Source organism: Serratia sp. CY38905, assembly GCF_052168875.1.
In the GTDB taxonomy this organism is placed as follows: Bacteria; Pseudomonadota; Gammaproteobacteria; order Enterobacterales; family Enterobacteriaceae; genus Serratia; species Serratia sarumanii.
Map to the genome: position 1 here is coordinate 108,933 of NZ_JBJNLV010000013.1, position 26,710 is coordinate 135,642.

Here is a 26,710-nt window from a genome sequence, read left to right on the forward strand (position 1 = left end):
CTCAGAGCCGGTCGATAATGGCAGCGCCCATCAACCGGTTCTTACATCACGTAATGCGACAAAATTACTGAGCAGCTCATGTGTTTCGACCAGCGGCAGACCAACCACCGCGTGATAACTCCCGGTTATCGTTCTGACGAAACAACCACCCTTTCCTTGAATTCCATAGGCGCCCGCCTTATCCATCGGTTCGCCCGTAGCAATATAGTCGCGGATATCCTGTTGTGACAGGCTGCGGAACGTCACGTCGGTCACCACCAGCTGGCAGCGCACGTCGTGGCGATCGGCGATCGCCACCGCCGTCATCACCTGATGCTGCTTGCCGGACAGCGCCGCCAGCATTTCCGCCGCATGGGCTTCGTCGCGCGGCTTCTCCAGCACCCGGCCGTTGAGCACCACGATGGTGTCGGCGCCCAGCACCGGCCGATCTTCCTGCGCCAGCGCTACGCCGGCTTTGGCCTTGTCCTGCGCCAGGCGGCGCACATAGGCTTCGGCGGCTTCGCCTTCCCGGCGCTGCTCTTCGGTATGCGTCAGCAAAATGTCGAACGACACGCCGAGCAGGGTCAGCAGTTCACGTCGACGTGGGGAGCCGGAGGCCAGATAAAGCGAAGTCATTGAGATACCCTTACTGTACGGCGAACTGACGGCGGATTTTGCGCATCAACAGGAATAACCACGGCCACAAAATGCCGTTTACCACACTACTCCAGAACACCTCTGGGCGGAAAGAGACGTTGATCACTAAAAACTCAGCCCAGAACACCACCACGTCCATCGACAGCGACAGCAGCACGACGATCAGCGCCTGTTGCCACAGCGCCATATTGCGGAACAGTTGGAATTTGAACGCCACCAGATAGGCGATGATGCCCAGCGCCAGCGCGCGCACGCCCAGCGTGGAGCCGAGGATAAGATCCATGATCAGCCCCAGCACGAAGCCGGTGCCGACGTTGACCCGGTGCGGCAAGGCCATCACCCAGTAGATCAGGATCAGCACCAGCCATGAGGGCCGGAACATGTAGATCTGTTCCGGCCACGGCATGATTTGCAGCACCAACGCCACCAGGAACGACAGCCAGATTATCCAGCGCCCGTGGCTGCGGTAGCTGTTCATGGCACCACTCCCGCCGCGGCAGGCTGAGCTTGGGGCTGGACAGAGGCCGGAGCCGCGGTTTGCGGCGCCACCCCGGTGGCCGGAGCCGGCAGCTGCGGCCCGACGGAGCCGGCAGGCGGCAGCACCTGCGGCATCATCTGCATCAGGCGTTCATTGGCCACGCGGTGCACTTCGTCCGGCGGCAGCGGCATGTCGCCGTTGCGATCGGCGCCCCACAGCAGCAGCAGGTAGCGCAAGCGCTGCAGACCGGCGGTCGGCCGCGCCTGAATCACGGTGTAAGCGCGCTGGTTATCGACCTTGACCGAGGAAACCACCGCCACCGGATAGCCTTCCGGGAAGCGGCCGCCGAGGCCGGAGGTGACCAGCACATCGCCAACGCGGATATCGGTGTTGTTCGGCAGGTGCTCCAGCTGCAGATCGTCGGCGCAGCCGCTGCCCGCGGCGATCACCCGAATATCGTTGCGCAGCACCTGGATCGGCAGCGCGTGCGAGGCGTCGCAGATCAGCAGCACGCGGCTGGTGACTTTCGCCACCGCCACCACCTGGCCGACCACGCCCTTGTCGCTGATCACCGGCTGGCCTTCATAGACGCCGTTGTCCGACCCTTTGTCGATCACCACCTGATCGCTGTAAGGATCGGAGCCGGTGGAGATCACCTGGGTGACCATCTTGTGTTCGTCCTGGCGCAGCGGAGAACCCAGCAGCTCGCGCAAGCGGGCGTTTTCCTGCTTGAATTGGCCAAGAAGAAGAATATCGCTGTTTTTCAGCAGCAGTTCCTGCCGCAGAGCGCGGTTTTCCAGCTCCAGCTGTTGGCGGGTGGCCAGCGTTTCTGACACGCTGTCCAAAACTTTACGCGGCCCGTTGGCCAGAAAATAGAAAGGGCTGACTGCGGTGTCCATGTAGTTGCGTATCTTCACGAACGTGCCGAGCCGGCTGTCGGCAACGATCAGGCCAATGGCCGCGATCACCGCCAAAAAAAGTCGCAGTTGCAGGGAAGGCCCCCTGCTAAAAATCGGCTTCATAAATTATGCGAGTTCCTCGACAACAGAAAGAGGAACCGTACCCGATTCTCGCTGTGCGCATTCATCCGATACGATTCCTCCTTCCAGGGGCTGACTATTCTTCGCTGAACAAATCGCCGCCGTGCATGTCGATCATTTCCAACGCCTTGCCGCCGCCGCGCGCCACGCAGGTCAGCGGATCTTCCGCCACCACGACCGGGATGCCGGTTTCTTCCATCAGCAGGCGATCGAGGTTGCGCAGCAGCGCGCCGCCGCCGGTCAATACCATGCCGCGTTCGGAAATGTCGGAGGCCAATTCTGGCGGGCACTGCTCCAGCGCAACCATCACCGCGCTGACGATGCCGGTCAGCGGCTCTTGCAGGGCTTCGAGGATTTCATTGGAGTTCAGGGTAAAGCCGCGCGGTACGCCTTCGGCCAGGTTACGGCCGCGGACTTCGATTTCGCGCACTTCGTCGCCCGGATAGGCAGAACCGATTTCGTGCTTGATGCGCTCGGCGGTCGCTTCGCCGATCAGCGAGCCGTAGTTGCGGCGCACATAATTGATGATGGCTTCATCAAAGCGGTCGCCGCCGATGCGCACGGAAGAGGAGTACACCACGCCGTTCAGCGAGATCACCGCCACTTCAGTGGTACCGCCACCGATATCCACCACCATGGAACCGGTCGCTTCGGAGACCGGCAGACCAGCGCCGATCGCCGCCGCCATCGGCTCTTCAATCAGGAACACTTCACGCGCGCCGGCCCCTTGGGCGGACTCGCGGATAGCGCGGCGTTCAACCTGGGTCGCGCCGACCGGCACACAGACCAGCACGCGCGGGCTTGGGCGCATGAAACTGTTGCTGTGAACCTGTTTGATAAAGTGCTGCAGCATTTTTTCGGTCACGAAGAAATCGGCGATCACGCCGTCTTTCATCGGGCGAATAGCCGCGATGTTGCCGGGGGTGCGGCCCAGCATCTGTTTGGCGTCATGACCGACGGCCGCGACGCTCTTTGGGGAGCCGGCACGATCCTGACGAATGGCAACCACCGAAGGTTCATTCAGTACGATGCCTTGCCCTTTAACATAAATCAGGGTATTGGCGGTACCCAAGTCGATGGACAAGTCGTTGGAAAACATGCCACGAAATTTCTTAAACATAACGAAAGGATAATCCTGCAAGCTGGGGGCGGAAAATAAAATCCGCCTACTTTACCAACCACACGAAGCAGCGACAAGGCGCAAAAACGTTCTACTTCGGTGAAAAATAGTCTGTATTGTTTCTGCTCGAATGCACGGAAATTGGATGAGGCCTGAATTCCCTGAACAAAGGCTCAGTTTACCACCCTGTCAACGCACGAAACGGCGTAACACAGCTCATAAAATCTAACATATTCCCTGATTGCCGCCGATGGTAAGCACCTACCAACGCCAACCAGATAAAAGCTGACAAGAGCCTATCTCAAATAGGCGTCGTTGTCGCAGGCAGATTGGAGAAAACTCCAAAATGACGGGTGACATGGCCCAGATGGATCCGGCGCTCATTCTACGTCAATTTTTGTCCAGCAATCAGCTTAAACGCGATAACGACGTGAATATTTTTTACGCCCCGCGTCGATCGGTTCCGGCGGCGCGAAAAAGTCGCCCTGCCCGCCGTGGATCCCGCGCTCTTTCAGCGTCTGCCACTCGTTGCGCGTGCGTACGCCGGCGGCGAACACCTGCGCGCGCGTGCCCGCGCAGGCGCCGGTCAGGCTCTGCACGAACAGCTGGTTTTCGTCCCGCTTATCGATGCTCCGCACCAACCCGGGGTGGAGCTTGACGATCTCCACCTGCAGCGACTTGATATAGGACGTACTGACCACGGTTAAACCCGCTTTGGACACCGCGAGGCGGCAGCCCAGCCCTGACAACAGCCTCAGCACCGGACGCAAACGGTCGATATGTTGACACACATCTGCCTCCGCAAGTTCAATCAGAATTCGCCGACGTTGACTTTTTTCGCACTGCAGCAATGTATCGCGCAGCCAGCGCTGGAAAGAGCGCTGCAAAATCGAGTCCACGCACAGCGGAAACGCCAGCGTTTCCTCGGGCCACTGCGTCAACAAGGGAATGATGCGGCTCACTTGTTGGCGATCGTAACTTTCCGCCAGCCCGAGCTGCTGCACCAGCGGCATATATTCCGCCGGCAGCAATTCCTGGGTGCCGTCATAGATCCGGCTCATGATCTCGCGATGGTGCACCTCGCCCCCCACGGTCACCGCCGGTTTCTGATACAGCCGCGGGCCGCCGCGCGCCAGCACCTGTTCCAGCAGCGTGCGCCACTTGACGCTGCCGCGCCCCTTTTCCGGCACCTGGCTGTCGTACACATACCACCCGTTTTCGCCCTGCAGCGTAGCGTGGCGCGTCGCCTGCTCCGCATAATCGATCACCTGCTCGGTGGTTTGACCGCTGCGGTACGCCACGATGCCGATGTGCAGGAAGGCCTCGCGGTCGATCAGCGCCGTGGAAGGCAAGGCATCGATGGCGTTGACCAGCTGTGAGGCGATGCCGTCGGCCTCCTTCAGGGTTCGATGCGGCAACAACACGGTAAAATCGCTGTGGAAGTAGCGCGCCAGCAGCGCCGACGGATAGCGCATCACGAAGGTAGACAGCAGATTGACCAGCGAATACATCAGCTCCTGCACCGCCACGCTGCCGTGCGTCTCGCGCAGGGTCTCGAAATCGGGCAGCCGCACCATCATCACGATGCCGTGCGAGCCTTCGTCTTCCAGCTGAGTGGTCAACTGGTTATCGAAGAACAGGCGATTATTGAGCCCGGTTTTGGCGTCCTGCGCGGCGAAGGCGCGGATCAGCGTATCGACCCGGCTGCGCTCTTCCCGCGCTTCCGCCAGATCGGCCAGCAGGCGGTCGAGCGCGCCGCTGACATTGGCCGGCCACTCACGCACGTCGCCCTGCATGACGTTTTCGCGTTCGCCGTTCAAAATGCGCCGTGCGCGGCGTTCCAGACGATCTTCGCCGTCGGCCTGCTCACGCAGCCAGCGCAGGCTGAACAGCAAAACCACCACCATCACGACGATCGACAGCGTGACGGCGGCGGTGGATTGCAGCGTGCGCACGTCGCTGGCGAAGGGGTCGCGGTAGGTGATGTGCAGCGTGCTGCCCGGATGCTGCAACAGGGGACGCGAGACCTGACGATAGCCGTTCAGCGCATCCCAGTGCTCTTTTTCCTGCGTCGGCAATTGATAGTCGAGCAGTTGGCTGCTACCGGCCTCTATGCGGATCGACACGATGCCGAGCGTGCGCATGACGATCGGCAACCATTTTTCCTGCTCCTGCGGCGGCTCGCTCAGCATGGCTTGATCGAGAGTGGTGACCAGCGAATCCAAGCGGCGCTCCTGGCGATCCTGGGTAACGTAAAAGAAGCTGTATGAGCATCCCATCAGCATCAAAAACATCGCCAGCGCGACCAACAGAGTGATCAATGCAGAGAGTTTGGTGGTAAATCGCATCCCTGTGCCTTGTCCGCTATGGTTAAGTGAGTGTTCACCCTTTAGCTAAAAGGGGCCGTCCAACCCTAACAAGCCTTGCCGAGGAATTAAACCTGCAAGCGCCATTTTTGTCCTTTATCAGGACTTGGGCCGCTTATTATGCATATAGTCAAATAACTGTGATTCAGCCATTGAATAGAAAAGTGTAAACGAGAGGAAGAGTGACATGCGTGCACTGTTATTGGAACAACAAGACGACCAAACTCTGGCTCATATCAAAGATATCGACAGCGATCGGTTGCCGGAAGGCGATGTCACCGTCGACATCAACTGGTCCAGCCTGAACTACAAGGACGCGCTGGCGATCACCGGCAAAGGCAAGATCGTGCGCAACTTCCCGATGGTGCCGGGCATCGACTTCGCCGGCACCGTGCGCCACAGCCGCGACGATCGCTTCAAAGAGGGACAAAGCGTGGTGCTCACCGGCTGGGGCGTGGGCGAACACCACTGGGGCGGGTTGGCCGAGCAGGCGCGCGTCTCCGGTGAGTGGCTGGTGCCGCTGCCGAACGGCCTGGATGAGCGCAAGGCGATGATCATCGGCACCGCCGGCTTTACCGCCATGCTGTGCGTGATGGCGCTGGAGGAAGGCGGCGTGCACCCGGACGACGGCGATATCCTGGTCACCGGCGCCAGCGGCGGCGTGGGCAGCACCGCCATCGCCCTGCTGGCGGCGCTGGGTTACCGGGTGACCGCCATCAGCGGCCGCGACAGCAATACCGACTACCTGAAAGCGCTCGGCGCCAAAGAGGTGATGCCGCGCGATGGCTATATCGACATGCCGCGTCCACTGGAGAAACAGCTGTGGGCCGGCGCGGTGGACACCGTCGGCGACAAACTGCTGGCGCGGGTGCTGGCGCAGATGAACTATAACGGCACCGTCGCCGCCTGCGGCCTGGCGGGCGGTTATCAACTGCCGACCACCGTGATGCCGTTCATTCTGCGCAACGTGCGCCTGCAGGGCGTGGATTCGGTGCATACGCCGCTGCATCGCCGCCAAACCGCCTGGGAACGGCTGGCCGGCATTCTGCCGGACAGCTTCTATCAGCAGGCCACGCACGAAATCTCCCTCGAGCAGGCGCCGGCCACCGCCGCCGCGCTGTTGAACAACCAAATCACCGGCCGCACCCTGGTGAAAATCCGCTGACCTTCTCCCCCCGGCGACGGGGGGATCGCCCGCTTCTGCGAAATTTCATATTTTCCTGCGTCCCCTCGCTTCCGGCCGCCTTTAGCGCCATGCTTATTTCATGGAGACCCGTTAGCCGCTCGCAGGCGGCGGGAATCAGTCGCGGAGAACATAAGCATGAACAAACACCCGAAATTGACCGAGGCCGACGTCACGCCGGAGAGCGTATTCCACCAGCGGCGCAAGGTGCTGCAGGCGCTCGGCATCACCGCCGCTTCGCTGGCGCTGCCCACCGGCGCACAGGCGGACCTGCTGTCGTGGTTCAAGGGCAACGATCGCCCCAAGGCGCCGCCGGGCAAAGCGCTGGAATTCAGCAAACCGGCCGCCTGGCAGGCGCAGCTGGCGATGACGCCGGAAGACAAGGTCACCGGCTACAACAACTTCTATGAGTTCGGCCTCGACAAGGCCGATCCGGCCGCCAACGCCGGCGGGCTGAAAACCGAAGGCTGGAAAGTGCGCATCGACGGCGAAGTGGCGAAGCCGATAACGCTGGATATCGACGATCTGATGAAGCGTTTCCCACTGGAACAGCGCATTTACCGCATGCGCTGCGTCGAGGCCTGGTCGATGGTGGTGCCGTGGATCGGTTTCGAACTGGGCAAGCTGATCAAGCTGGCCGAACCGAACGGCAACGCGCGCTACGTGGCCTTCCAGACGCTGTACGATCCGGAGCAGATGCCCGGCCAGAAAGATCGCTTTATCGGCGGCGGCCTGAAATACCCCTACGTCGAAGGGCTGCGGCTGGACGAGGCGATGCATCCGCTGGCGCTGCTGACCGTCGGCGTGTACGGCAAAACCCTGCCGCCGCAAAACGGCGCGCCGCTGCGGCTGATCACGCCGTGGAAATATGGCTTCAAAGGCATCAAATCGATCGTGCATATCCGTTTGGTGCGCGATCGGCCGCCGACCACCTGGAACCAATCCGCGCCGAACGAGTACGGTTTTTACGCCAACGTGAATCCGCACGTCGATCATCCGCGCTGGTCGCAGGCCACCGAGCGTTTCATCGGCTCCGGCGGCATTCTCGACGTCAAACGCCAGCCGACGCTGCTGTTCAACGGCTATGCCGACCAGGTGGCGTCGCTGTATCGCGGCATGGATCTGCGGGAGAATTTCTAAGTGCGACTGACGCCTGTTCATATCAAATGGCTGAAAGCCGCCCTGCATCTGGCGGCGTTTCTGCCCTTTCTCTGGCTGGTGCTGGCGGTGGATCAAGGCTGGTTCAGCGCCGATCCGTCCAAGGACATCCAGCATTTTACCGGCAGGATGACGCTGAAACTGCTGCTGGCCACGCTGGCTATCGCCCCGCTGGCGCGCTACGCCCGCCAGCCGCTGCTGATCCGCTGCCGCCGCCTGGTGGGGCTGTGGTGCTTTGCCTGGGGCACGCTGCACCTGATAAGCTACTCCACGCTGGAACTGGGGCTGAGCAACCTCGGCCTGCTGGGCAGCGAGCTGGTGAACCGCCCTTATCTGACGCTCGGCATCCTCACCTGGCTGATCCTACTGGCGCTGGCGGCCACCTCGACGCTTTGGGCGATGCGCAAACTGGGCGCCAAATGGCAACTGTTGCACAACTTCGTCTATCTGGCGGCGATCCTCGCCCCCATCCACTACCTGTGGTCGGTCAAAACGTTTTCCCCCCAGCCGTTCATCTACGCGCTGCTGGCGGTGGCGCTGTTGGGCCTGCGTTACAAGAAATTCCGCGCCTGGTGGCGCTGAACTACGCGGCGGCGCGCGTTATTGGTACGGAAAAACGCGCGCCGCCGGCGGGAACTTTTTCTGTGTTCCAGCGCTCATATTCCTGTCACGGATCCCCGAGTTCGTCGATTTGGGGTTGAATATCTTCGCTGATAAGACCAGTATTTAGCTGCGAATTGCTACGATATCGTTATAATGCCCGACCTTGTTTCTGTTCTCAGGGTGAATTTGCCCCTTAACAGGTGACAAATCGATAACATCGGGTTATTTTCTACGATGATGGTTTTATTGCCGGAGATACCAGCACAATGGCGGATAAGTTTCACATTTTGCTTCTGAACGGCCCCAATCTCAATCTGCTGGGGACGCGTGAGCCGGAGAAGTACGGCAGCACGACGCTGACAGAGATTGTTAACGGATTGGAAAACCAGGCATCCGCATTGGATATTACCCTGAGCCATCTGCAGTCCAACGCCGAGCATCAGCTGATCGATCGCATTCATCAGGCGCGCGGCAACACCGATTTCATTCTGATAAATCCGGCGGCGTTCACGCACACCAGCGTGGCGCTGCGCGATGCGTTGCTGGCGGTGCAGATCCCGTTCATCGAGATCCACCTGTCCAACGTGCACGCCCGCGAACCTTTCCGCCATCACTCTTATCTCTCGGACGTAGCGGTAGGCGTGATTTGCGGCCTCGGCGCGGATGGCTACGCTTTCGCTTTACAGGCAGCGGTTAACCGTCTGTCGAAAACCCACTAATTGCTCCACAAAAAGAGTACGGAATCACACTCATGGATATTCGTAAAATCAAGAAACTGATCGAACTGGTTGAAGAATCAGGCATTTCTGAACTGGAAATCTCTGAAGGCGAAGAATCGGTTCGCATCAGCCGTGCCGCACCGGCGCAGGCTTATCCCGTCATGCAGCAGGCCTACGCGATGCCGGCACAGCAGCAGCCAGCCCTGGCTAACGCCGTTGCCACCGCTCCTGCGGCAGAAACCCCTGCAGCACCGGCGGCCGTGAGTGGCCACGTCGTTCGTTCCCCAATGGTAGGCACCTTCTACCGCACCCCAAGCCCGGACGCGAAAGCCTTCGTTGAAGTGGGCCAGAAAGTGAACGCCGGCGATACCCTGTGCATCGTTGAAGCCATGAAAATGATGAACCAGATCGAAGCGGACAAGTCCGGCGTCGTGAAAGCCATCCTGGTGGAAAACGGCCAGCCGGTCGAATATGACGAGCCGCTGGTCGTCATCGAATAACGAGGCGCCCCCATGCTTGATAAAATTGTTATCGCCAACCGCGGCGAGATCGCGCTTCGCATCCTGCGTGCCTGTAAAGAACTGGGCATCAAGACCGTTGCGGTTCACTCCGCGGCCGACCGCGATCTGAAACACGTGCTGCTGGCCGACGAGACCGTCTGCATCGGTCCTGCGCCATCGGTAAAAAGCTACCTGAACATCCCGGCCATCATCTCGGCGGCGGAAATCACCGGCGCCGTGGCGATTCACCCGGGCTACGGCTTCCTGTCCGAGAACGCCGACTTCGCCGAGCAGGTTGAACGCTCCGGCTTCATCTTTATCGGCCCGAAAGCCGAGACCATCCGCCTGATGGGCGACAAGGTTTCCGCGATCAACGCCATGAAGAAAGCCGGCGTGCCGTGCGTACCTGGCTCCGACGGCCCGCTGACCGACGACATGGATAAAAACCGTGCCTTCGCCAAGCGCATCGGTTATCCGGTGATCATCAAGGCCTCCGGCGGCGGCGGCGGTCGCGGCATGCGCGTGGTGCGCAGCGACAAAGACCTTGAGCAGTCCATCAACATGACGAAAGCGGAAGCCAAAGCGGCTTTCAACAACGACATGGTGTACATGGAAAAATACCTGGAGAATCCGCGCCACATCGAGATTCAGGTATTGGCCGACGGCCAGGGCAACGCCATCTATCTGGCCGAGCGCGACTGCTCCATGCAGCGCCGCCACCAGAAAGTGGTCGAAGAAGCGCCGGCGCCGGGCATCACCAGCGAAATGCGCCGTTACATCGGCGAGCGCTGCTCGAAAGCCTGTGTGGAAATCGGCTACCGCGGCGCGGGCACCTTCGAGTTCCTGTATGAAAACGGCGAGTTCTATTTCATCGAAATGAACACCCGTATTCAGGTAGAGCACCCGGTTACCGAAATGATCACCGGCGTGGATCTGATCAAAGAGCAGCTGCGCATCGCTGCCGGTCAGCCGCTGTCGATCAAACAGGAAGAAGTGAAGATCCACGGCCACGCGGTAGAATGCCGCATCAACGCCGAAGATCCGAACACCTTCCTGCCGAGCCCGGGCAAGATCACTCGCTTCCACGCGCCAGGCGGTTTCGGCGTGCGTTGGGAATCTCATATCTACGCCGGTTATACCGTACCGCCGTACTATGACTCCATGATCGGCAAACTGATCACCTTCGGCGAAAACCGTGACGTGGCGATTGCCCGCATGAAAAACGCCCTGGCTGAACTGATCATCGACGGCATCAAAACCAACGTTGAGCTGCAGCAGAAGATCATGAACGACGAAAACTTCCAGCACGGTGGCACCAACATCCACTATCTGGAGAAGAAGCTGGGTCTGCAGGAAACCTAAGGCAGCACGCAGCATCGTCTGACGAAAGGCCGGTTAATCACCGGCCTTTTTCTTTGGCGTTGCCGCCAGTAACGGCTTGGCAAAACGCCGTCATGCCGTAAAATTCCCTACCTTTGATGAATCCATCACCGTAAACCTATGGGAGACACGGATGGACAAACGCTTTATTCAGGCGCACCGCGAAGCGCGCTGGGCGCTGGGGCTGACGCTGCTCTACCTGCTGGCCTGGGGGCTGGCGGCCTATCTGCCGGACAGCGCTATCGGCGTCACCGGCCTGCCGCACTGGTTCGAAATGGCCTGCCTGCTGGTGCCGCTGCTGTTCATCGGCCTGTGCTGGCTGATGGTGCGCACGGTGTTCCGCGACATTTCGCTGGAGGACAGCGATGCAAACTGAAGTGATCCTGCCGCTGGTCGCCTACCTGTTGCTGGTATTCGGCCTGTCGGTATACGCCTATCGCCGCCGTCAGAATGGAAATTTCCTCAGCGAATATTTCCTCGGCAACCGCTCGATGGGCGGCTTTGTGCTGGCGATGACCCTGACCGCCACCTACATCAGCGCCAGTTCGTTTATCGGCGGCCCCGGCGCCGCCTACAAATACGGCCTGGGCTGGGTGCTGCTGGCGATGATCCAGCTGCCGGCGGTGTGGCTGTCGCTCGGCGTGCTGGGCAAGAAATTCGCCATCCTGGCGCGCCGCTACAACGCTATCACCCTCAATGACATGCTGTATGGCCGCTACCAAAGCCGCCTGCTGGTGTGGCTGGCCAGCCTCAGCCTGCTGGTGGCGTTCCTCGGCGCCATGACGGTGCAGTTTATCGGCGGCGCACGTCTGCTGGAAACCGCCGCCGGCATTCCTTACGACACCGGCCTGCTGATCTTCGGCATCAGCATCGCGCTGTACACCGCCTTCGGCGGCTTCCGCGCCAGCGTGCTGAACGACGCCATGCAGGGGCTGGTGATGCTGCTCGGCACCGTGCTGCTGCTGGTGGCGGTGATCCATGCCGCCGGCGGACTGGACAGCGCAGTCAGCAAACTACAGCAGATCGATCCGGCGCTGGTGTCGCCGCAGGGCGGCGATCAGATCCTCAGCCTGCCGTTTATGGCGTCGTTCTGGATCCTGGTGTGCTTCGGGGTGATCGGCCTGCCGCACACCGCCGTGCGCTGTATCTCCTACAAGGACAGCAAGGCGGTGCACCGCGGCATTCTGCTCGGCACCGTGGTGGTGGCGGTGCTGATGTTCGGCATGCACCTGGCCGGCGCACTCGGCCGCGCGGTGTTGCCGGATCTCAAGATCCCCGATCAGGTGATCCCGACGCTGATGATCACCGTGCTGCCGCCGTACGCCGCCGGGATTTTCTTGGCGGCGCCGATGGCGGCGATCATGTCGACCATCAACGCCCAACTGCTGCAATCCTCCGCCACCATCATCAAGGATCTCTACCTTGGCGTACGCCCACAGCAGATCCACAACGAGCGGCTGATCAAGCGCTTCTCCAGCCTGACCACGCTGATCCTCGGCCTGTTGGTGCTGTTGGCGGCCTGGCGGCCGCCGGAGATGATCATCTGGCTCAACCTGCTGGCTTTCGGCGGGCTGGAGGCTGTGTTCCTGTGGCCGCTGGTGCTGGGCCTGTACTGGGAACGCGCCAATGCTCAGGGAGCGCTTAGCTCAATGGTGTCGGGTGCGGTATGCTATACGCTATTGGCCAGCTTCAACCTGCAGCCGGCGGGGCTGCACCCTATCGTGCCTTCGCTGTTGCTCAGCCTGTTGGCGTTTTATCTCGGTAACGTCGTCGGCGAAAAGCGCCGGACGGCGTCATCATTACCCTCTTGAAGAGAATTGCTATGCCTTGGATCCAACTCAAACTGAACACCACCGGCAGCCAGGCGGAAGACCTGAGCGACGCGCTGGTGGAAAGCGGCGCCGTGTCGGTGACCTTCCAGGACACCCACGACAACCCGGTGTTCGAACCTTTGCCGGGTGAAACCCTGCTGTGGGGCGATACCGACGTGATCGGCCTGTACGACGCGGAAACCGATATGGCCGAGGTGGTGGCGATGCTGGAACAGCACCCGCTGCTGGGCGCCGGTTTCCGCCACAAGATAGAGCAGCTGGAAGACAAAGACTGGGAGCGCGAATGGATGGACAACTTCCACCCGATGCGCTTCGGCGAGCGTTTGTGGATCTGCCCGAGCTGGCGCGACGTGCCGGATCCCGACGCGGTCAACGTGATGCTCGATCCGGGCCTGGCGTTCGGCACCGGCACCCACCCGACCACCGCGCTGTGCCTGCAGTGGCTGGACGGCCTCGATCTGGCCGGCAAAACCGTCATCGACTTCGGTTGCGGTTCCGGCATCCTGGCAATCGCCGCGCTGAAGCTGGGTGCAGCGCGCGCTATCGGCATCGACATCGATCCCCAGGCCATTCAGGCCAGCCGCGACAACGCGCAGCGTAACGGCGTTTCAGAGCGTCTGGAGCTGTATCTGCCGAAAGACCAGCCGGCGGACCTGCTGGCGGACGTGGTGGTCGCCAACATCCTCGCCGGCCCGCTGCGCGAGCTGGCGCCGCTGATCGGTTGCCTGCCGAAGGCCGGCGGCCATCTGGGGCTGTCCGGCGTGCTGGCCAGCCAGGCGAGCAGCGTTGCGCAAGCCTACGAAGAGAAGTTCACGCTCGACCCGGTCGCCGAGCGTGAAGAGTGGTGCCGCATCACCGGCCGCCGCAAGTAAGCGTCACGGTCTATTGCTCCCTCATCCACCGGCCCTGCGCCGGTGGATTTTTTTTGCCTGGCGATCGGCCCGCGCCCGAGACAAAATTTTATGCAATTTTTCGCCGTTCAACGACGGATCGCCCTGACAATGCGCCTTCCAGGCAGGCTATCCCGGCAAAAAACGCGGGTGAATGCAGATAATATTCTGCGCAAAGGTGAATATTTTACCGCACACAAAATAAGCACTTTTCGTCAACTCATTGTAAAATATATACAATATTTTTATGAATCACTGCGCAGCGCATTTTTTGCCCTAATATCGCGCCAATTGGTTAAAGTTTGGCCTTTCATCTCGGCGCAAAAATGCGTAATATACGCGCCCTTGCGGACACAGTATGGTCACTCTTTGTCTATGCGCATTGGACACCACCAGCTTACTAATTGCCTGATTGCGGCCCCGATGGCCGGTATTACAGATCGCCCGTTCAGAACCCTCTGTCATGCAATGGGTGCTGGGATGGCTGTATCCGAAATGCTCTCCTCCAACCCGGAGGTGTGGCGGACGGATAAGTCGCGTCTGCGTATGGTGCATAGCGATGAACCAGGGATCCGCTCCGTGCAGATTGCCGGATGCGATCCTGATGATATGGCCGCCGCCGCGCGTATCAACGTGGCCAGCGGCGCGCAGATCATCGACATCAATATGGGATGCCCTGCCAAAAAAGTGAACCGGAAGCTTGCCGGGTCCGCTTTGTTGCAGTACCCGGATCTGGTTAAACGGATCCTCCACGCGGTGGTTGACGCGGTGGATGTGCCGGTAACGCTGAAGATTCGCACCGGCTGGGCGCCAGAGCATCGTAACTGTGTAGAGATTGCCCAACTGGCCGAAAACTGTGGTATTCAGGCCCTGACGATTCACGGCCGAACCCGCGCCTGTCTGTTTAACGGCGACGCGGAATACGACAGCATTCGGGCAGTTAAGCAGAGTGTTTCCATTCCGATTATCGCGAATGGGGATATTACTGACCCGCATAAAGCCAGAGCAGTGCTCGACTACACCGGGGCCGATGCCCTGATGATAGGCCGCGCTGCTCAGGGGAGACCCTGGATCTTCCGGGAAATCCAGCATTATCTGGACACTGGGGAGTTGCTGCCGCCGCTGCCGCTTGGCGAGGTGAAGCGCTTGTTGATTGGGCACATTCGGGAATTGCACGGCTTCTATGGCCAAGGCAAGGGATTCCGGATTGCTCGTAAGCACGTGTCCTGGTATCTCCAGGAACACGCTCCGAATGACCAGTTTCGGCGCACATTCAACGCCATAGAGGATGCCAGCGAACAGCTGGAGGCGTTGGAGGCATATTTCGAAAATCTTAGCGTAAAAAAAGAGCTGACAGAACTATGTTCGAACAACGCGTAAATTCTGACGTACTGACCGTTTCTACCGTTAACTCACAAGATCAGGTGACTCAAAAGCCTCTGCGTGACTCGGTTAAACAAGCACTGAAGAACTATTTTGCTCAACTGAACGGTCAAGACGTAAATGACCTGTATGAGCTGGTACTGGCTGAAGTTGAACAGCCACTGTTGGACATGGTGATGCAATACACCCGTGGCAACCAGACCCGCGCAGCCCTGATGATGGGCATCAACCGCGGCACGCTGCGCAAGAAGCTGAAAAAATACGGCATGAACTGATACTAGTCAGTTAACGTGTTGAAAAGGCGCTTTATCTCATTTGATAAGCGCCTTTTTCTTTTGGGGCGCCCCCGGTTTGCGGGCAATAAAAAAGGCCGCAGCGCGGCCCTTGTGGCAAAGCGGAGACCTTATTCGGTCACTTTGTTCTTGAGGCTTTCCGCCCCTTGCTTGGTCTTATCCCAAGCCTTCTCTGAACCTTGCTTGGTGGAGTGCCAGGCCTTTTGCGAGCCTTCGCTCACTTTGCTGCCGACGCTGTCGCTCTTGCCTTCGGCGGCGTGCTTGGCTTTCAGCTTCAGCTCTTCACCCTTGTCCTGAGACTGGTGCAGCTTTTCTTTGGCGGTATCCGCTCCTTTGTGCGCTTCGGCAACGACCTCGTTGCTGGCGTGAGCGGCGGTGTCGGTCGCGGTCTCAGCGGCGAACACCGGGGAAGCGAGCAGCAGTGCAGACAAGGCAATGATTGATTTCTTCATAAGTCCCTCTTTTCTCAGATACGTGCCATTCGTCATGAAATAAGATGGCACACAATCCCGTTAAAGAAACCTAAGAATAGTACGAAAATCAAAAATACCAACATAAAATATCAACACTCACATCTTTATTAACTTTTCATGCCATCTACGTTCAACAATGGCGAAATGGCACGAAAAAGTTAAATTTTATCTGTCACAAAACTATAATTTTTACGTTTTTTACCTCGTAATAATCAGTAATGACAGGGATGGATTCTATGGTTGCCGTCATCATCATAGGCGTTTTTATCGTCAGCTTCCTTTACGCACACTCCCGCGGCAAGGAGAAACAAAAGCTTACCCGCCAACTGTTCGATCACTCCACCTTTATGGGGCCGATCAATATGTTTATGACCGGTTTTTCCCGTTTGCCCGCCAGGCAGCCCTATTTCGACGAAAAAGGTTTCCCGGAGCTGCAGACGCTGACCGACAACTGGCAGGTGATCCGCGAGGAAGCGGTGCGCTTGCAGCATCACATCAAAAAGGCGCAGTCGCACAACGATGCGGGGTTCAACACCTTCTTCAAACGCGGCTGGAAACGTTTCTATCTGAAGTGGTACAGCGACAGCCACCCTTCGGCGCAGGCGCTGTGCCCAAAAACCGTCGAGCTGCTCAACCGCATCCCGTCGGTCAAGGCGGCGATGTTCGCCGAGCTGCCGCCCGGCAGCCATTTGGGTAAACACCGCGATCCTTACGCCGGCTCGGTGCGCTATCACCTGGGGTTGATGACGCCCAACGACGATCGCTGCTTCATCGAGGTGGACGGCGAGCAGCACAGTTGGCGCGACGGCGAGGCGGTGATCTTCGACGAAACCTACGTGCACTGGGCGCAGAACGCCACCGATCAGACGCGCATCATTCTGTTTTGCGACGTCGAGCGGCCGATGAAATGGCGCTGGGCGCAGGCGGTCAACCACTGGGTCGGCGCCACGCTGATGTCGGCGGCCAGCTCGCCAAACGACGATCAGGACCGCACCGGCGGCATCAACCGCATCTTCAAATACGTCAACGCGGTGCGCGATGCCGGCCAACGCCTGAAGGCGCGCAACCGCCGCGGTTACTACCTGCTGAAATGGCTGGTGATCGCTGCGATTTTCGCCGCGATTATCATTCCCAGCCTATAAAACGAGCCAATCTTCAACTCAGGGGCAACGCGAATGAGAATATTCGCATGCCCCTCTTTCTCTGTACCCCGTACCCTGTGTTAACATACACGTTCCTAGAGCCGCCTCCGCTGGCCAACAGCTATCCCTCCGAAGCCTGATAGCAGCGCAAACCGCCCTTCGAATGTAAATGTTTAGTCAATTATGGAATTCCGACTAAACCCTGGCCGTACTTGGGTGTCTGAGTAGTCGTATCGCTATCGAGTGGATCCTTTATGCGTTACAGGTTGCTACCCCCTAACGCATAAACGAGCTGCTATGAAACGCCAAAAGAGATTTCAACTTTCCTTGCTGCACCCGCGCTACTGGCTGACCTGGTTCGGCCTGGCCCTGCTGTTCCTGCTGGTACAGCTCCCTTACCCGTTGCTCAATCGGCTGGGGGTGTGGATGGGGCGCACCTCGATGCGTTTTCTTAAGCGTCGCGTCACCATTACCCGCCGCAACCTCGAACTGTGCTTCCCCGAGATGGACGAAGCGCAGCGCGAACGTAAAGTGGTGGGCAACTTCGAATCGCTCGGCATGGGCCTGCTGGAAACCGGCATGGCCTGGTTCTGGTCGGATAAACGCGTCAAGCGCTGGTTCAACGTCTCCGGCATCAACCACCTCAAAATGGCGCAGCGCGACGATCGCGGCGTGCTGGTGATCGGCGTGCACTTTATGTCGCTGGAGCTGGGCGGCCGGGCGATGGGCCTGTGCCAGCCGATGATGGCGATGTACCGCCCGCACAACAACAAGGCGATGGAGTGGGCGCAGACCAAGGGCCGCATGCGCTCCAACAAAGCGATGATCGATCGCAAGGATCTGCGCGGCATGGTGCACGCGCTCAAGCGCGGCGAGGCGGTATGGTTCGCGCCGGATCAGGACTACGGCCCGCGCGGCAGCGTATTCGCGCCGCTGTTCGCCGTCGATCAGGCCGCCACCACCAGCGGCACCTTCATGCTGGCACGCATGGCCAACCCGGCATTGGTGCCGGTGGTGCTGATCCGCCGCGAAGGCGGCCGCGGCTACGACCTGCTGATTCAACCGGCCCTGGAAGACTACCCGCTCAGCGACGAACAGGCGGCGGCGGCTTACATGAACAAAGTGATCGAGAAAGAGATCATGCGGGCGCCGGAGCAATACATGTGGCTGCACCGCCGCTTCAAAACCCGACCGGCCGGCGCGCCCTCGCTGTACTGACCCTCTTTTTTCCAGCCCGGCCAACGCCGGGCTTTTTTGTGCGCCACGTTTAAAAAGCGGCGGCTCGACACTCTACTTTCCTGTAATCTCCTTTTTTACCCGCACAGGAAAGGAAATGATGAAAGCTCAAGTTCGCATTGCTCTGGTCGGTGATTACAACCCGCAAGCCGTGGCCCATCAGGCTATCCCCGTGGCGCTCCAGCTCACCGCCGCCCATCTCGACATCGACGTGCAGCCCCAATGGCTACCGACAGAAACCCTGACCTCCCCCGACGTGCTGCAAAATTTCGACGCCATCTGGGTGGTGCCGGGTAGCCCGTATCGTTACGACGACGGCGCCTTTATGGCGATCCGCCATGCGCGGGAAAACGACGTGCCGTTCCTCGGCTCCTGCGGCGGTTTTCAATACGCCATCGTCGAGTACGCCCGCAACGTGATGGGCTGGCACGACGCCGGCCATGCGGAAACCGACAGCGGCGGCCGATTGGTGATCGCCCCGCTGAGCTGTTCGCTGGTGGAAAAAACCGGCGACATCGTTTTTCAGCCTGACACCCGCGTCGCGCAGGCCTACGGCAGCCTGAACACCCATGAAGGCTACCACTGCAACTTCGGCGTAAATCCGGAGTTCGTCGCCGATCTTGAGCGCTTCCCGCTGATCGTCTGCGGCCACGACACCGAAGGCGACGTGCGCGCCATCGAACTGCCGGGCCGGCGTTTTTACGTCGCCACGCTGTTCCAGTCTGAACGCGCCGCGCTGCGCGGCGAGCTTTCACCGCTGGTGGTGGAACTCGTCAAAACCGCCGCCAACGGGTAAAAAAAAGCCCTCTTGCGAGGGCTTTCTCATCGGATACATCCCGCCGGCTTACGCCTGTCCGAGCTCGCGCAACGCCAGATTGAAGTGTTGCCCCAGCTCACGCCGATGAACCGGATGCTCCATCATCGACACATGGTCGCCGTTGACCTGGCTGACGCGGACGGTCGCCGGCGGCAGCAGCTTATCCCATCCCAACGCGGAAGCGTCTTCGCGGCAATATCCCGCCTGCTTGATCCTCTGCCAATACGCCTGGAACTGTGCGTTCTGCGAATTGACGGAAACCTGCTCCTGCTTCGCCTTGAACAGATGGATTTTCAGCGATGCGGGCTGCACCAGGGTCGCTTCCACCAGTTTGGCGTAGTGGTGCCGCTGCTGCCAGAGCGCCGCCTCGTCGGCTACTTCCTCACGCTGAGTCTTGATCCCGGCGCGTTGCACGGCCGCGATCGCCTCCGGCAACGGCAGCTCGGCCAACTGCTGACAGAACTGCGGATCCGGCCTTTCCTGCGTTGACTCCACCCAGTTCAGCAACAGTTGGACCGGGCTGTGCATCGCCTCCACCGGCCGCAACGTGTCGATCAACCCCAGGAAGGCGACCGCTTCCCCGGCCGATTGCAGCTGCTCGGCGATGGCATAGGCCAACACCCCGCCGGAAGAGTACCCCGCCAGATGGTATGGCCCCTGCGGCTGCACCTCGCGAATCAACGCCACGGCGCTGGCGGCCATATCGGACATGGTAGCCGGCTTCTCCTCCACCGCCGGCCACGGCACGGCGTAGACCGGGAAGGTCTCGTCGATCTCCTTGGCCAATTCAAACACGTAGGAGTGGTCGCCAAAGCCGGTCGGAACGAAGAACAGCGGCGGCCGGCTGCCGCTGCTGCGAGCCGGCACCGCTTTGCGCAGCGGAGCCTCTGCGGTGCGACGATCTATCCGCTCGGCCAGCTCGGTCAATATCGGATGGTTGAAGATCGCCTGTACCGGCAAGGTGATGCCTTGCTGACGCAGCTGGCTGGAAAGACGTACCGCCAGCAGCGAATGGCCACCGAGCTCGAAGAAATTGTCGTGGCGCCCTATCTGGCCAATCTCGAGCAGCTCACACCATACCCGCGCCAGCGTCGTTTCGGTCTCCCCCTGAGGCGCCGCATACTCCCGAATGCCGACTGCCGCGCGCTCCGGCTCCGGCAAGGCGCGCCGATCCAGCTTGCCGTTGGCGGTCAACGGCAGCGCATCCAGCCAAACATAAGCCGACGGCACCATGTACTCCGGCAAACGTTCACTCAGATAGACCCGTAGCTGTCCCTGCAACGCGCTGCGGTCAACGTCGGCCGTCGGTACGATCCAGGCGACCAGGCGCGGATGATGTTCCGTCGAACAAACCTGCACCACCGCTTCCCGCACCCACGGGCTCGCCGCCAGCTGCACCTCAATCTCGCCCGGTTCGATGCGGAACCCGCGCAGCTTGATCTGCTGATCGCATCGCCCCTGGTATTCAAGACTGCCGTCCGGTAAATAACGCGCCAGATCGCCGGTGCGATACATGCGGCCGCCGCCGACCGGATTGAACGGATCGCTCAGGAAGCGCTGTGCCGTCAGTTCCGGTCGGTTCAGGTAGCCCAACGCCACCCCCACGCCGCCGATGTGCAATTCCCCCACCGCCCCCATCGGCACCGGGCGCCCGCGGGCGTCCAGCAAGTAAGCGCGGGTATTGCCGATCGGTTTCCCAATCGGCAAGCGCGCCTCCCCTTCAGCCCGCTCGATACGTGCCGTTGTCGCAAAGGTGGTGGTCTCCGTCGGCCCATAGGCATGGATCAGGTGCACCGGCCCCCGCTCTTGCAACAACCGCGCATAAGCGCCCGGATCCTCTTTCTCCCCTCCACTAATCAGATATTTCAACTGCGCCAGTGCGCCGCTGATGCTGTGCACATACTGATTGAACAGCGCAGTGGTCAAGAACAGCGTGGTGATGCGATGGCGTTGCAGTTCGGCCGCCAGACGCTCGGCCTCCATCATCACCTCCGGCGCGATCACCACCAGCGCACCGCCATTCAACAGGGCGGCCCAAACCTCCATCGTGCTGGCATCAAATGCCGGATTGGCGGCAAAGGCAATGCGGTCGTCGGCGTCAAAAGCGGCGTAGCGGTTGTTGCGCACCAGACGCGTGATCCCCTGGTGCGGCGTCATGACGCCTTTCGGCGTACCGGTCGAGCCGGAGGTATACATGATGTAAGCCGTCGCGCCGCTCGACACGCGCAACGCCGGGTTACCGTTATGATCTTCAGCTTCGCGATCCTCGACCGTCAGCTGCGGGATCTCCTCGTCGCCGATGGCGTCCGTCAGCATCAGGCAGGCGCCGCTGTCATCGGCGATCCACGCCTGACGCGCGGCCGGCAGTTGCGGATCGATGGGCACATACGCCGCCCCGGCCTTGATTACCGCCAATTGGGCGCAGACCAGTTCGATGCTGCGCGCCAGCCGCACCGCGACCCGGTCGCCCGGTTGTACGCCGCGCTCAATCAGCCGATGCGCCAACCGGTTGGCGCGCGCATTCAACTGTGCGTAGCTGAGCCGTTGCGCATCCTGGATCAAAGCGATGGCCTGCGGCGTCAGCCGCGCCTGCTGTTCAAACAGTTCGTGCACGCAGGTATCCGCCGGGTAAGCTTCCGCCGTATGATTCCAGCGGCACAGCTGCAGCGCATACTCTTCATCCGGCATCACCTCCAGTTCACAGACCGGTGTCTGAGGCGCCTGCTCCAATGCCTGCGCCAATGCGCTCAACGCCTGCGCCATATAGCCACACACGCGCTGCGCTTCAATCGGCTGCCTGACCTGCGCCGTCAGGCCCAGCGAATCACCGCCGTCCTCGACCGACAGCACGAACGGATAGTTGGTGCGTTCCTGGCTATCGAGCAGCGTTACGCCGGTCGGCAATGCGGTGTCCTCGCCACTGTTATGCCGGTAGTTCAGCAGGGCACTGAACAGCGGCGTGCCCGCGGCGACGCCGCTGCAGCGCTGCGCCAACGCCAGCGGCGCATGCTCATGGGCCAGCAGCCCGCTCAGCCGGATGTGCGCCTGCAACACCGCCGATTCCGCGCCGACCTCGTTGACATCCAGCCGCAGCGGCAACGTATTGATAAACAATCCGAGCGCCCGTTCCGCCCCGTCTCCGGCCTGCATGCGGCCCAACAATACGGTGCCGAATACCACCTCATCGCGGCCGGTAGCGCGCGCCAACACCTGCGCCCAGGCCAGGTGGCACAGGCTGGCCAGGCTGACGCCCAGCCGCCGCGCCTGCCGCCGCAGCTGTTGGTTGAGCGCAGGCGGTAAAGCCAGGTGCGCCGTCGAGATATCCCGCCCTTCGCCATGCACGTCGCTCAGGCCGAACGGCAGCGACGGTTCATCGATATCCGCCAGCATAGTGCGGAAGAACCGTTCATGTTCTGCCTTGCTGACGCCGAGCCTTGCCTGCGCCACCGCGTTGCGGAACGGCGGCGCCTTGGCCAGTTCGTCCCCGCGCCCGGCCAGGATCAGGTTGATCTCCTCCTGCATCACCGCCAGGGTCGAGTGGTCGCCGATCAGGTGATGCCATTGCTGGAGCACGCACCAACTGCCTTCTTCCCCCTGTGCGGCGACAAAGCTCAGCAACGGTGCGCGCGTCAGATCAGGCCGCACGCGGCGCGGATCAAACAACGCCGTCAGCCGCGAACCGATCTCGCCCTCCGCCGGATTGAGCCGCAGTTCTCGCAGCGACAACTGGGCCTTGCGCCACACCACCTGCACCGGTGATGACACGCCCTGCGTGATGAACGCGGTACGCAGAATGTCATGACGATCGATCACCTGCTGCATCGCCGCCAGCCAGGCGTCCAGGCGCGCACGGCTGTCGAAACGCAGCACCGCGGACAGCTGGTACGGGTCGCCCCGTTCCGCCAGCAGATGGTGGAACAAAATCCCCTCCTGCAGCGGCGACAAGGCGTAGATATCCTGTACGTTGGCCACGCCGCCCGGCACCTGCGCCACCACCGCGTCGATCTCCGGCTGGCTCAGCGTCGCCAGCGGCAACATCTCCGGCGTAATGGCTACGCAGCCCGGCAGGATACCGTTGGCCGGCACGCTCACTTCCTGCTGCGTGACCAACGTCTGCGCCAGCGTTGACAGCGTCGGCGCGGTGAACAGCGTTTGCACTCCGGCGCTCAGCCCGACACGGCGCAGCTGCGCCATCAACTTCACCGCCAGCAGCGAGTGGCCGCCCAATTCGAAGAAGTTATCGTGGCGCCCGACCCGCTCAATGCCCAGCAACTCGCGCCAGATCCCCGCCAGCAGCGTTTCCAGTTCGCCTTCAGGTTCGGCGTAAACCTCACGCACGTAGGCGTCCTCCTGCGGCTCAGGCAGCGCGCGCCGATCCAGTTTGCCGTTCGGCGTCAGCGGTAGCGTATCCAGCGCCACCCAGGCCGCCGGCAGCATAAACTCCGGCAACATCCCCGCCAGATACTGTCGCAGCGTCACCGCCAACGTCTGGCGATCCGCGTCAGCCTCCGGCACCACCCAGGCTACCAGTCGCTTATTGTCCGCTTCGCCGAGGACATCCACCACCGCTTCGCGCACCGCCGGATGACCGGCCACTCGCGCCTCGATCTCACCGCATTCGATGCGGAAGCCGCGAATTTTCACCTGCCGATCGTTGCGTCCCAGGTAGTCGATATTGCCGTCCGGCAGATAGCGCGCCAGATCGCCGGTGCGATACATCCGCTCGCCTGGGTTAAACGGATCCGCCAGGAATCGCTCTGCCGTTAACTCTGCGCGGTTGAGATAACCCAGCGCCACCCCGGGGCCGGCGATGTAGATCTCGCCGGTCGCGCCGAGCGGCACCGGTTGCCCGTGCTCATCCAGCAGATAAATCCGGGTATTGCCGATCGGCCGCCCGATAGGCAAACGCTGCCATGGATCCACTCGCTCGATCGTGGCCGTCGTGGCGAACACCGTACACTCGGTCGGCCCATAAGCGTTGATCAGCCGTACCGGCCCAGCCTCTTTCAGCATGCGGGCAAAGGCGTGCGGATCCGCCGCTTCACCGCCGCTCAGCAGATATTTCAACTGCGCCAGCGTCGCGGCGATGCTATGGGCATATTGGTTAAACAACGAGGTGGTCAGGAACAAGACGTTAATCCCTTGCCGCGCCAGCGCCGCCGCCAACGCCTCGGCTTCCGTCAACACTTCCGGCGCAATGATCGCCAGACTGGCGCCATTCAACAGGGCTCCCCACATTTCCAGCGTGCTGGCGTCAAACGCCGGATTGGCGGCGAAAGCGAAGCGATCGCCGCGTTCAAACGACGCAAAACGATTGTTGATCGCCAGCCGGAGGATGCCTTGGTGCGTCACCATGACGCCTTTAGGCGTACCGGTCGAGCCCGAGGTATACATGATGTAGGCCGGCGCGCCGCCGGCGCGAGGCACCGCCGGATCGTGGGTCGGATTCTGCCGCAGCCGATCGATACGCAGGCAGACGATCTCGCCGGCTATCTCGCGGTCGATATCGCGATCGCACAGGATCAACGACGCCCCGCTGTCGCCGATGATCCACGCCTGCCGCGCTACGGGCAGGTGCGGATCGAGCGGCACATAAGCGCCCCCGGCCTTGAGGATCGCCAGCTGGGCGATGACCAGAGAAACGCTGCGTTCAAGCGACGTGGCCACGCGATCGCCCGGGCGCACGCCCTGTGCGATGAATTGGTGCGCCAGTTGGTTGGCGTGGGCGTTCAATTGGGCGTAGCTCAGGCTGTCCCGATCGTTCACCACCGCAACGGCGTCCGGCGTGCGCTGCGCCCACTGTTCAAACAGGACGTGGGCACTGCTCTGCGCCGGATAAACTTCCGCGGTTCGGTTCCAGCCGTACAACAACAGTTCGCGCTCGGCAGCCGGCAGCAGATCGAGATGCGACGCAGGCTGCGTAGCATTTGTCGCCATCGCCCGCAGCACCTGCACCAGGTAAACGCCGTAACGTTCGGCGGTAGCGCGGTCGAACAGCACCGTGGCGAAGTTCAGCGTACCGCTGATTTGCTCGTCGCGCTCCGCCAGATCGAGCGTGAAATCATACTTGGCGATCTGATAGCCCAACTCGGCACTCTCGGCCTGCAGCCCAGGCAGCGAGATATCGCGCACCGAGCCGTCCTGCCAGGCCAACATCACCTGGAACAGCGGGGTATAACCCAGGTGGCGCGGCGGATTGACCAGCTCCACCACCTGCTCGAACGGCAGATCGCGATTTTCCCGTGCCGCCAGCACCGTGTGGCGGATCCGCGCGATCAGCGTCGGCAGATCCGGATCGTCGCGAAGATCGATGCGCAGCGCCAGCGTGCTGACGAAGAAGCCGACCAACGATTCGGTTTCCAGCCGGCCACGGTTGGCCTCCGGCGTGCCGATCACCAGCTCCTGCTGCCCGGCCATGCGCGCCAGCACCAGGCTCCAGGCCGCCAGCACCGTCATGAACAGCGTGCCGCCATGCTGCCGGCTGAACTGCCGCAGCGCCTGCGTCAGCTCGGCGTCTATCGCGATCGGCACCTCCCCGCCGCTGAAAGACTGCACCGTCGGACGCGGCCGGTCGGTCGGCAGCGTCAGCAGCGCCGGCGCATCGCTCAGCGTTTCGCGCCAGTATTGCGCCTGCGCCGCCAGCCGCTCCGGCGTCAGATAGCGACGCTGCCAGGCGGCGTAATCCGCGTATTGCAGCGTCAGCGGCGGCAGCGGATCGGCATCGCCGCGACGCAAAGCGCCGTACAACGCCCCCAGTTCACGCAGCAGAATGCCGGTCGACCAACCGTCGGAAATGATGTGATGACAGGTGAGCAGGAACAGGTGCTCCTCATCCGCCAGGCGGATCAGCGCGGCGCGCACCAGCGGCCCCTGCGTCAAATCAAAAGGCGCCTCCGTCAGGCGCTGCGCCAGTTGCCGCGCCTGGCTCTGAGCATCCTGCCGCCCACGCAGATCGTGCACCGTCAACGGCAGCGCGTCTGCCGGCAGAATGTGCGCCTGCGGCTGCCCCTCGACGGTGACAAACCGGCTGCGCAACGCTTCGTGGCGGGCATAGAGCGCATCCAGGCTCTGCCGCCAGGCGGGCAGATCCAGCTCGCCGCGCAGGCTCAGCGCCAGGGGAATATGGTAAGTTTCACTCAGGCCTTCCAACTGCGTCAGGAACCACAAACGCTGCTGAGCAAACGACAGCGGCAACGCGGCGCCACGTGGCATAGCCTCGATCGGCGGCAGCGCCTCATCGGTTCTCCGCAGTTGCTGCGCCAATGCCAGCAGCGTCGGGTTGGCGAACAGGACCTGCAACGGCAGCTGCCATTCCATCTGCTGCAGACGGTTGGTCAGACGTACCGCCAGCAGCGAGTGCCCTCCCAGTTCGAAGAAGTTATCGTGGCGCCCGACCCGCTCCACGTTCAGCAGCTCGCGCCAGATCGCCGCCAGCAGCGTTTCGTGTTCACCCTGCGGCGC

At 61.2% G+C, this 26,710-nt stretch carries 21 protein-coding genes; 14 read left to right on the top strand and 7 right to left on the bottom strand.

Annotated elements, in window-relative coordinates:
- Positions 1-30: 30 nt before the first annotated feature.
- The 5 genes from ACJ8MK_RS21780 to csrD all read right to left on the bottom strand — a co-directional run bounded on the left by ACJ8MK_RS21780 (position 31) and on the right by csrD (position 5,622).
- Positions 31-615: a Maf family protein gene (locus tag ACJ8MK_RS21780; RefSeq protein WP_048321988.1), complete on the bottom strand. Its 585-nt coding sequence runs from the start codon at positions 613-615 to the stop codon at positions 31-33.
- A gap of 10 nt (positions 616-625) precedes the next feature.
- Complete coding sequence (mreD, locus tag ACJ8MK_RS21785; protein WP_004936918.1) at positions 626-1,114, bottom strand: rod shape-determining protein MreD; 489 nt, start codon at positions 1,112-1,114, stop codon at positions 626-628.
- Positions 1,111-2,136 carry a rod shape-determining protein MreC gene (mreC, locus tag ACJ8MK_RS21790; protein ID WP_033636173.1) on the bottom strand — a complete coding sequence of 342 codons (1,026 nt, stop codon included), beginning with the start codon at positions 2,134-2,136 and terminating at the stop codon, positions 1,111-1,113. The genes mreD and mreC overlap by 4 nt, the downstream gene beginning before the upstream one ends.
- Positions 2,137-2,230: 94 nt before the next feature.
- Entirely contained in the window at positions 2,231-3,274 is a 1,044-nt protein-coding gene (mreB, locus tag ACJ8MK_RS21795; protein WP_003855260.1) for a rod shape-determining protein MreB, read from the bottom strand.
- A 413-nt stretch (positions 3,275-3,687) separates the two neighbouring features.
- Positions 3,688-5,622 (bottom strand): RNase E specificity factor CsrD, encoded by a 1,935-nt coding sequence (gene csrD, locus ACJ8MK_RS21800; protein WP_033636174.1) that lies wholly within the window; start codon positions 5,620-5,622, stop codon positions 3,688-3,690.
- Between the two features lie 205 nt (positions 5,623-5,827).
- Between csrD and acuI the strand changes: the two genes are divergently transcribed.
- The 11 genes from acuI to fis all read left to right on the top strand — a co-directional run bounded on the left by acuI (position 5,828) and on the right by fis (position 15,563).
- Complete coding sequence (acuI, locus tag ACJ8MK_RS21805; protein WP_047570383.1) at positions 5,828-6,805, top strand: acrylyl-CoA reductase (NADPH); 978 nt, start codon at positions 5,828-5,830, stop codon at positions 6,803-6,805.
- A gap of 156 nt (positions 6,806-6,961) precedes the next feature.
- A complete protein-coding gene (msrP, locus tag ACJ8MK_RS21810) occupies positions 6,962-7,963 on the top strand; it encodes a protein-methionine-sulfoxide reductase catalytic subunit MsrP (RefSeq protein WP_033636176.1) in 1,002 nt (333 codons plus the stop codon).
- The gene (gene msrQ, locus ACJ8MK_RS21815) at positions 7,964-8,563 is read left to right on the top strand and encodes a protein-methionine-sulfoxide reductase heme-binding subunit MsrQ (protein ID WP_041036869.1); all 600 of its coding nucleotides are present in this window, start codon (positions 7,964-7,966) and stop codon (positions 8,561-8,563) included.
- A 287-nt stretch (positions 8,564-8,850) separates the two neighbouring features.
- Positions 8,851-9,303 carry a type II 3-dehydroquinate dehydratase gene (aroQ, locus tag ACJ8MK_RS21820; RefSeq protein ID WP_004936891.1) on the top strand — a complete coding sequence of 151 codons (453 nt, stop codon included), beginning with the start codon at positions 8,851-8,853 and terminating at the stop codon, positions 9,301-9,303.
- A 32-nt stretch (positions 9,304-9,335) separates the two neighbouring features.
- The gene (gene accB / locus ACJ8MK_RS21825; protein ID WP_033636178.1) at positions 9,336-9,803 is read left to right on the top strand and encodes an acetyl-CoA carboxylase biotin carboxyl carrier protein; all 468 of its coding nucleotides are present in this window, start codon (positions 9,336-9,338) and stop codon (positions 9,801-9,803) included.
- A gap of 12 nt (positions 9,804-9,815) precedes the next feature.
- Positions 9,816-11,165, top strand: a complete 1,350-nt coding sequence (accC, locus tag ACJ8MK_RS21830; RefSeq protein WP_004936886.1) for an acetyl-CoA carboxylase biotin carboxylase subunit — start codon at positions 9,816-9,818, stop codon at positions 11,163-11,165.
- A 151-nt stretch (positions 11,166-11,316) separates the two neighbouring features.
- Complete coding sequence (locus ACJ8MK_RS21835; protein WP_033644445.1) at positions 11,317-11,559, top strand: YhdT family protein; 243 nt, start codon at positions 11,317-11,319, stop codon at positions 11,557-11,559.
- Entirely contained in the window at positions 11,549-12,994 is a 1,446-nt protein-coding gene (gene panF / locus ACJ8MK_RS21840) for a sodium/pantothenate symporter (protein WP_033636180.1), read from the top strand. The genes ACJ8MK_RS21835 and panF overlap by 11 nt, the downstream gene beginning before the upstream one ends.
- A gap of 11 nt (positions 12,995-13,005) precedes the next feature.
- Positions 13,006-13,887, top strand: a complete 882-nt coding sequence (gene prmA / locus ACJ8MK_RS21845; RefSeq protein WP_033636181.1) for a 50S ribosomal protein L11 methyltransferase — start codon at positions 13,006-13,008, stop codon at positions 13,885-13,887.
- A 393-nt stretch (positions 13,888-14,280) separates the two neighbouring features.
- Complete coding sequence (gene dusB, locus ACJ8MK_RS21850; RefSeq protein ID WP_033639281.1) at positions 14,281-15,285, top strand: tRNA dihydrouridine synthase DusB; 1,005 nt, start codon at positions 14,281-14,283, stop codon at positions 15,283-15,285.
- Positions 15,267-15,563 (top strand): DNA-binding transcriptional regulator Fis, encoded by a 297-nt coding sequence (gene fis / locus ACJ8MK_RS21855; protein WP_000462905.1) that lies wholly within the window; start codon positions 15,267-15,269, stop codon positions 15,561-15,563. The genes dusB and fis overlap by 19 nt, the downstream gene beginning before the upstream one ends.
- Before the next feature lie 128 nt (positions 15,564-15,691).
- Here fis and ACJ8MK_RS21860 read toward each other — a convergent pair whose 3' ends face one another.
- A complete protein-coding gene (locus ACJ8MK_RS21860; RefSeq protein ID WP_004936850.1) occupies positions 15,692-16,033 on the bottom strand; it encodes a hypothetical protein in 342 nt (113 codons plus the stop codon).
- A 257-nt stretch (positions 16,034-16,290) separates the two neighbouring features.
- Here ACJ8MK_RS21860 and lpxO point away from each other — a divergent pair, with 257 nt between their 5' ends.
- The 3 genes from lpxO (at position 16,291) to ACJ8MK_RS21875 (ending at position 19,228) form a co-directional block, all read left to right on the top strand.
- Positions 16,291-17,196 (top strand): lipid A hydroxylase LpxO, encoded by a 906-nt coding sequence (gene lpxO, locus ACJ8MK_RS21865; RefSeq protein ID WP_047570378.1) that lies wholly within the window; start codon positions 16,291-16,293, stop codon positions 17,194-17,196.
- Positions 17,197-17,493: 297 nt separating this feature from the next.
- Positions 17,494-18,414: a kdo(2)-lipid IV(A) palmitoleoyltransferase gene (gene lpxP / locus ACJ8MK_RS21870; protein WP_033648968.1), complete on the top strand. Its 921-nt coding sequence runs from the start codon at positions 17,494-17,496 to the stop codon at positions 18,412-18,414.
- A 115-nt stretch (positions 18,415-18,529) separates the two neighbouring features.
- On the top strand, positions 18,530-19,228 hold the full coding sequence (locus ACJ8MK_RS21875; protein ID WP_195904822.1) for a CTP synthase C-terminal region-related (seleno)protein: 699 nt from the start codon (positions 18,530-18,532) through the stop codon (positions 19,226-19,228).
- 48 nt (positions 19,229-19,276) lie between these two features.
- Here the strand turns inward: ACJ8MK_RS21875 and ACJ8MK_RS21880 are convergent.
- Positions 19,277-26,710, bottom strand: a 7,434-nt coding sequence (locus ACJ8MK_RS21880) for an amino acid adenylation domain-containing protein (protein WP_442518056.1), incomplete at its 5' end; no start/stop codon positions are given.

Coding starts and splice junctions, on each gene's coding strand:
- ACJ8MK_RS21780 (WP_048321988.1), bottom strand. CDS start 615: ATGACTTCGCTTTATCTGGCCTCCGGCTCCCCACGTCGACGTGAACTG.
- mreD (WP_004936918.1), bottom strand. CDS start 1,114: ATGAACAGCTACCGCAGCCACGGGCGCTGGATAATCTGGCTGTCGTTC.
- mreC (WP_033636173.1), bottom strand. CDS start 2,136: ATGAAGCCGATTTTTAGCAGGGGGCCTTCCCTGCAACTGCGACTTTTT.
- mreB (WP_003855260.1), bottom strand. CDS start 3,274: ATGTTTAAGAAATTTCGTGGCATGTTTTCCAACGACTTGTCCATCGAC.
- csrD (WP_033636174.1), bottom strand. CDS start 5,622: ATGCGATTTACCACCAAACTCTCTGCATTGATCACTCTGTTGGTCGCG.
- acuI (WP_047570383.1), top strand. CDS start 5,828: ATGCGTGCACTGTTATTGGAACAACAAGACGACCAAACTCTGGCTCAT.
- msrP (WP_033636176.1), top strand. CDS start 6,962: ATGAACAAACACCCGAAATTGACCGAGGCCGACGTCACGCCGGAGAGC.
- aroQ (WP_004936891.1), top strand. CDS start 8,851: ATGGCGGATAAGTTTCACATTTTGCTTCTGAACGGCCCCAATCTCAAT.
- accB (WP_033636178.1), top strand. CDS start 9,336: ATGGATATTCGTAAAATCAAGAAACTGATCGAACTGGTTGAAGAATCA.
- accC (WP_004936886.1), top strand. CDS start 9,816: ATGCTTGATAAAATTGTTATCGCCAACCGCGGCGAGATCGCGCTTCGC.
- ACJ8MK_RS21835 (WP_033644445.1), top strand. CDS start 11,317: ATGGACAAACGCTTTATTCAGGCGCACCGCGAAGCGCGCTGGGCGCTG.
- panF (WP_033636180.1), top strand. CDS start 11,549: ATGCAAACTGAAGTGATCCTGCCGCTGGTCGCCTACCTGTTGCTGGTA.
- prmA (WP_033636181.1), top strand. CDS start 13,006: ATGCCTTGGATCCAACTCAAACTGAACACCACCGGCAGCCAGGCGGAA.
- dusB (WP_033639281.1), top strand. CDS start 14,281: ATGCGCATTGGACACCACCAGCTTACTAATTGCCTGATTGCGGCCCCG.
- fis (WP_000462905.1), top strand. CDS start 15,267: ATGTTCGAACAACGCGTAAATTCTGACGTACTGACCGTTTCTACCGTT.
- ACJ8MK_RS21860 (WP_004936850.1), bottom strand. CDS start 16,033: ATGAAGAAATCAATCATTGCCTTGTCTGCACTGCTGCTCGCTTCCCCG.
- lpxO (WP_047570378.1), top strand. CDS start 16,291: ATGGTTGCCGTCATCATCATAGGCGTTTTTATCGTCAGCTTCCTTTAC.
- lpxP (WP_033648968.1), top strand. CDS start 17,494: ATGAAACGCCAAAAGAGATTTCAACTTTCCTTGCTGCACCCGCGCTAC.
- ACJ8MK_RS21875 (WP_195904822.1), top strand. CDS start 18,530: ATGATGAAAGCTCAAGTTCGCATTGCTCTGGTCGGTGATTACAACCCG.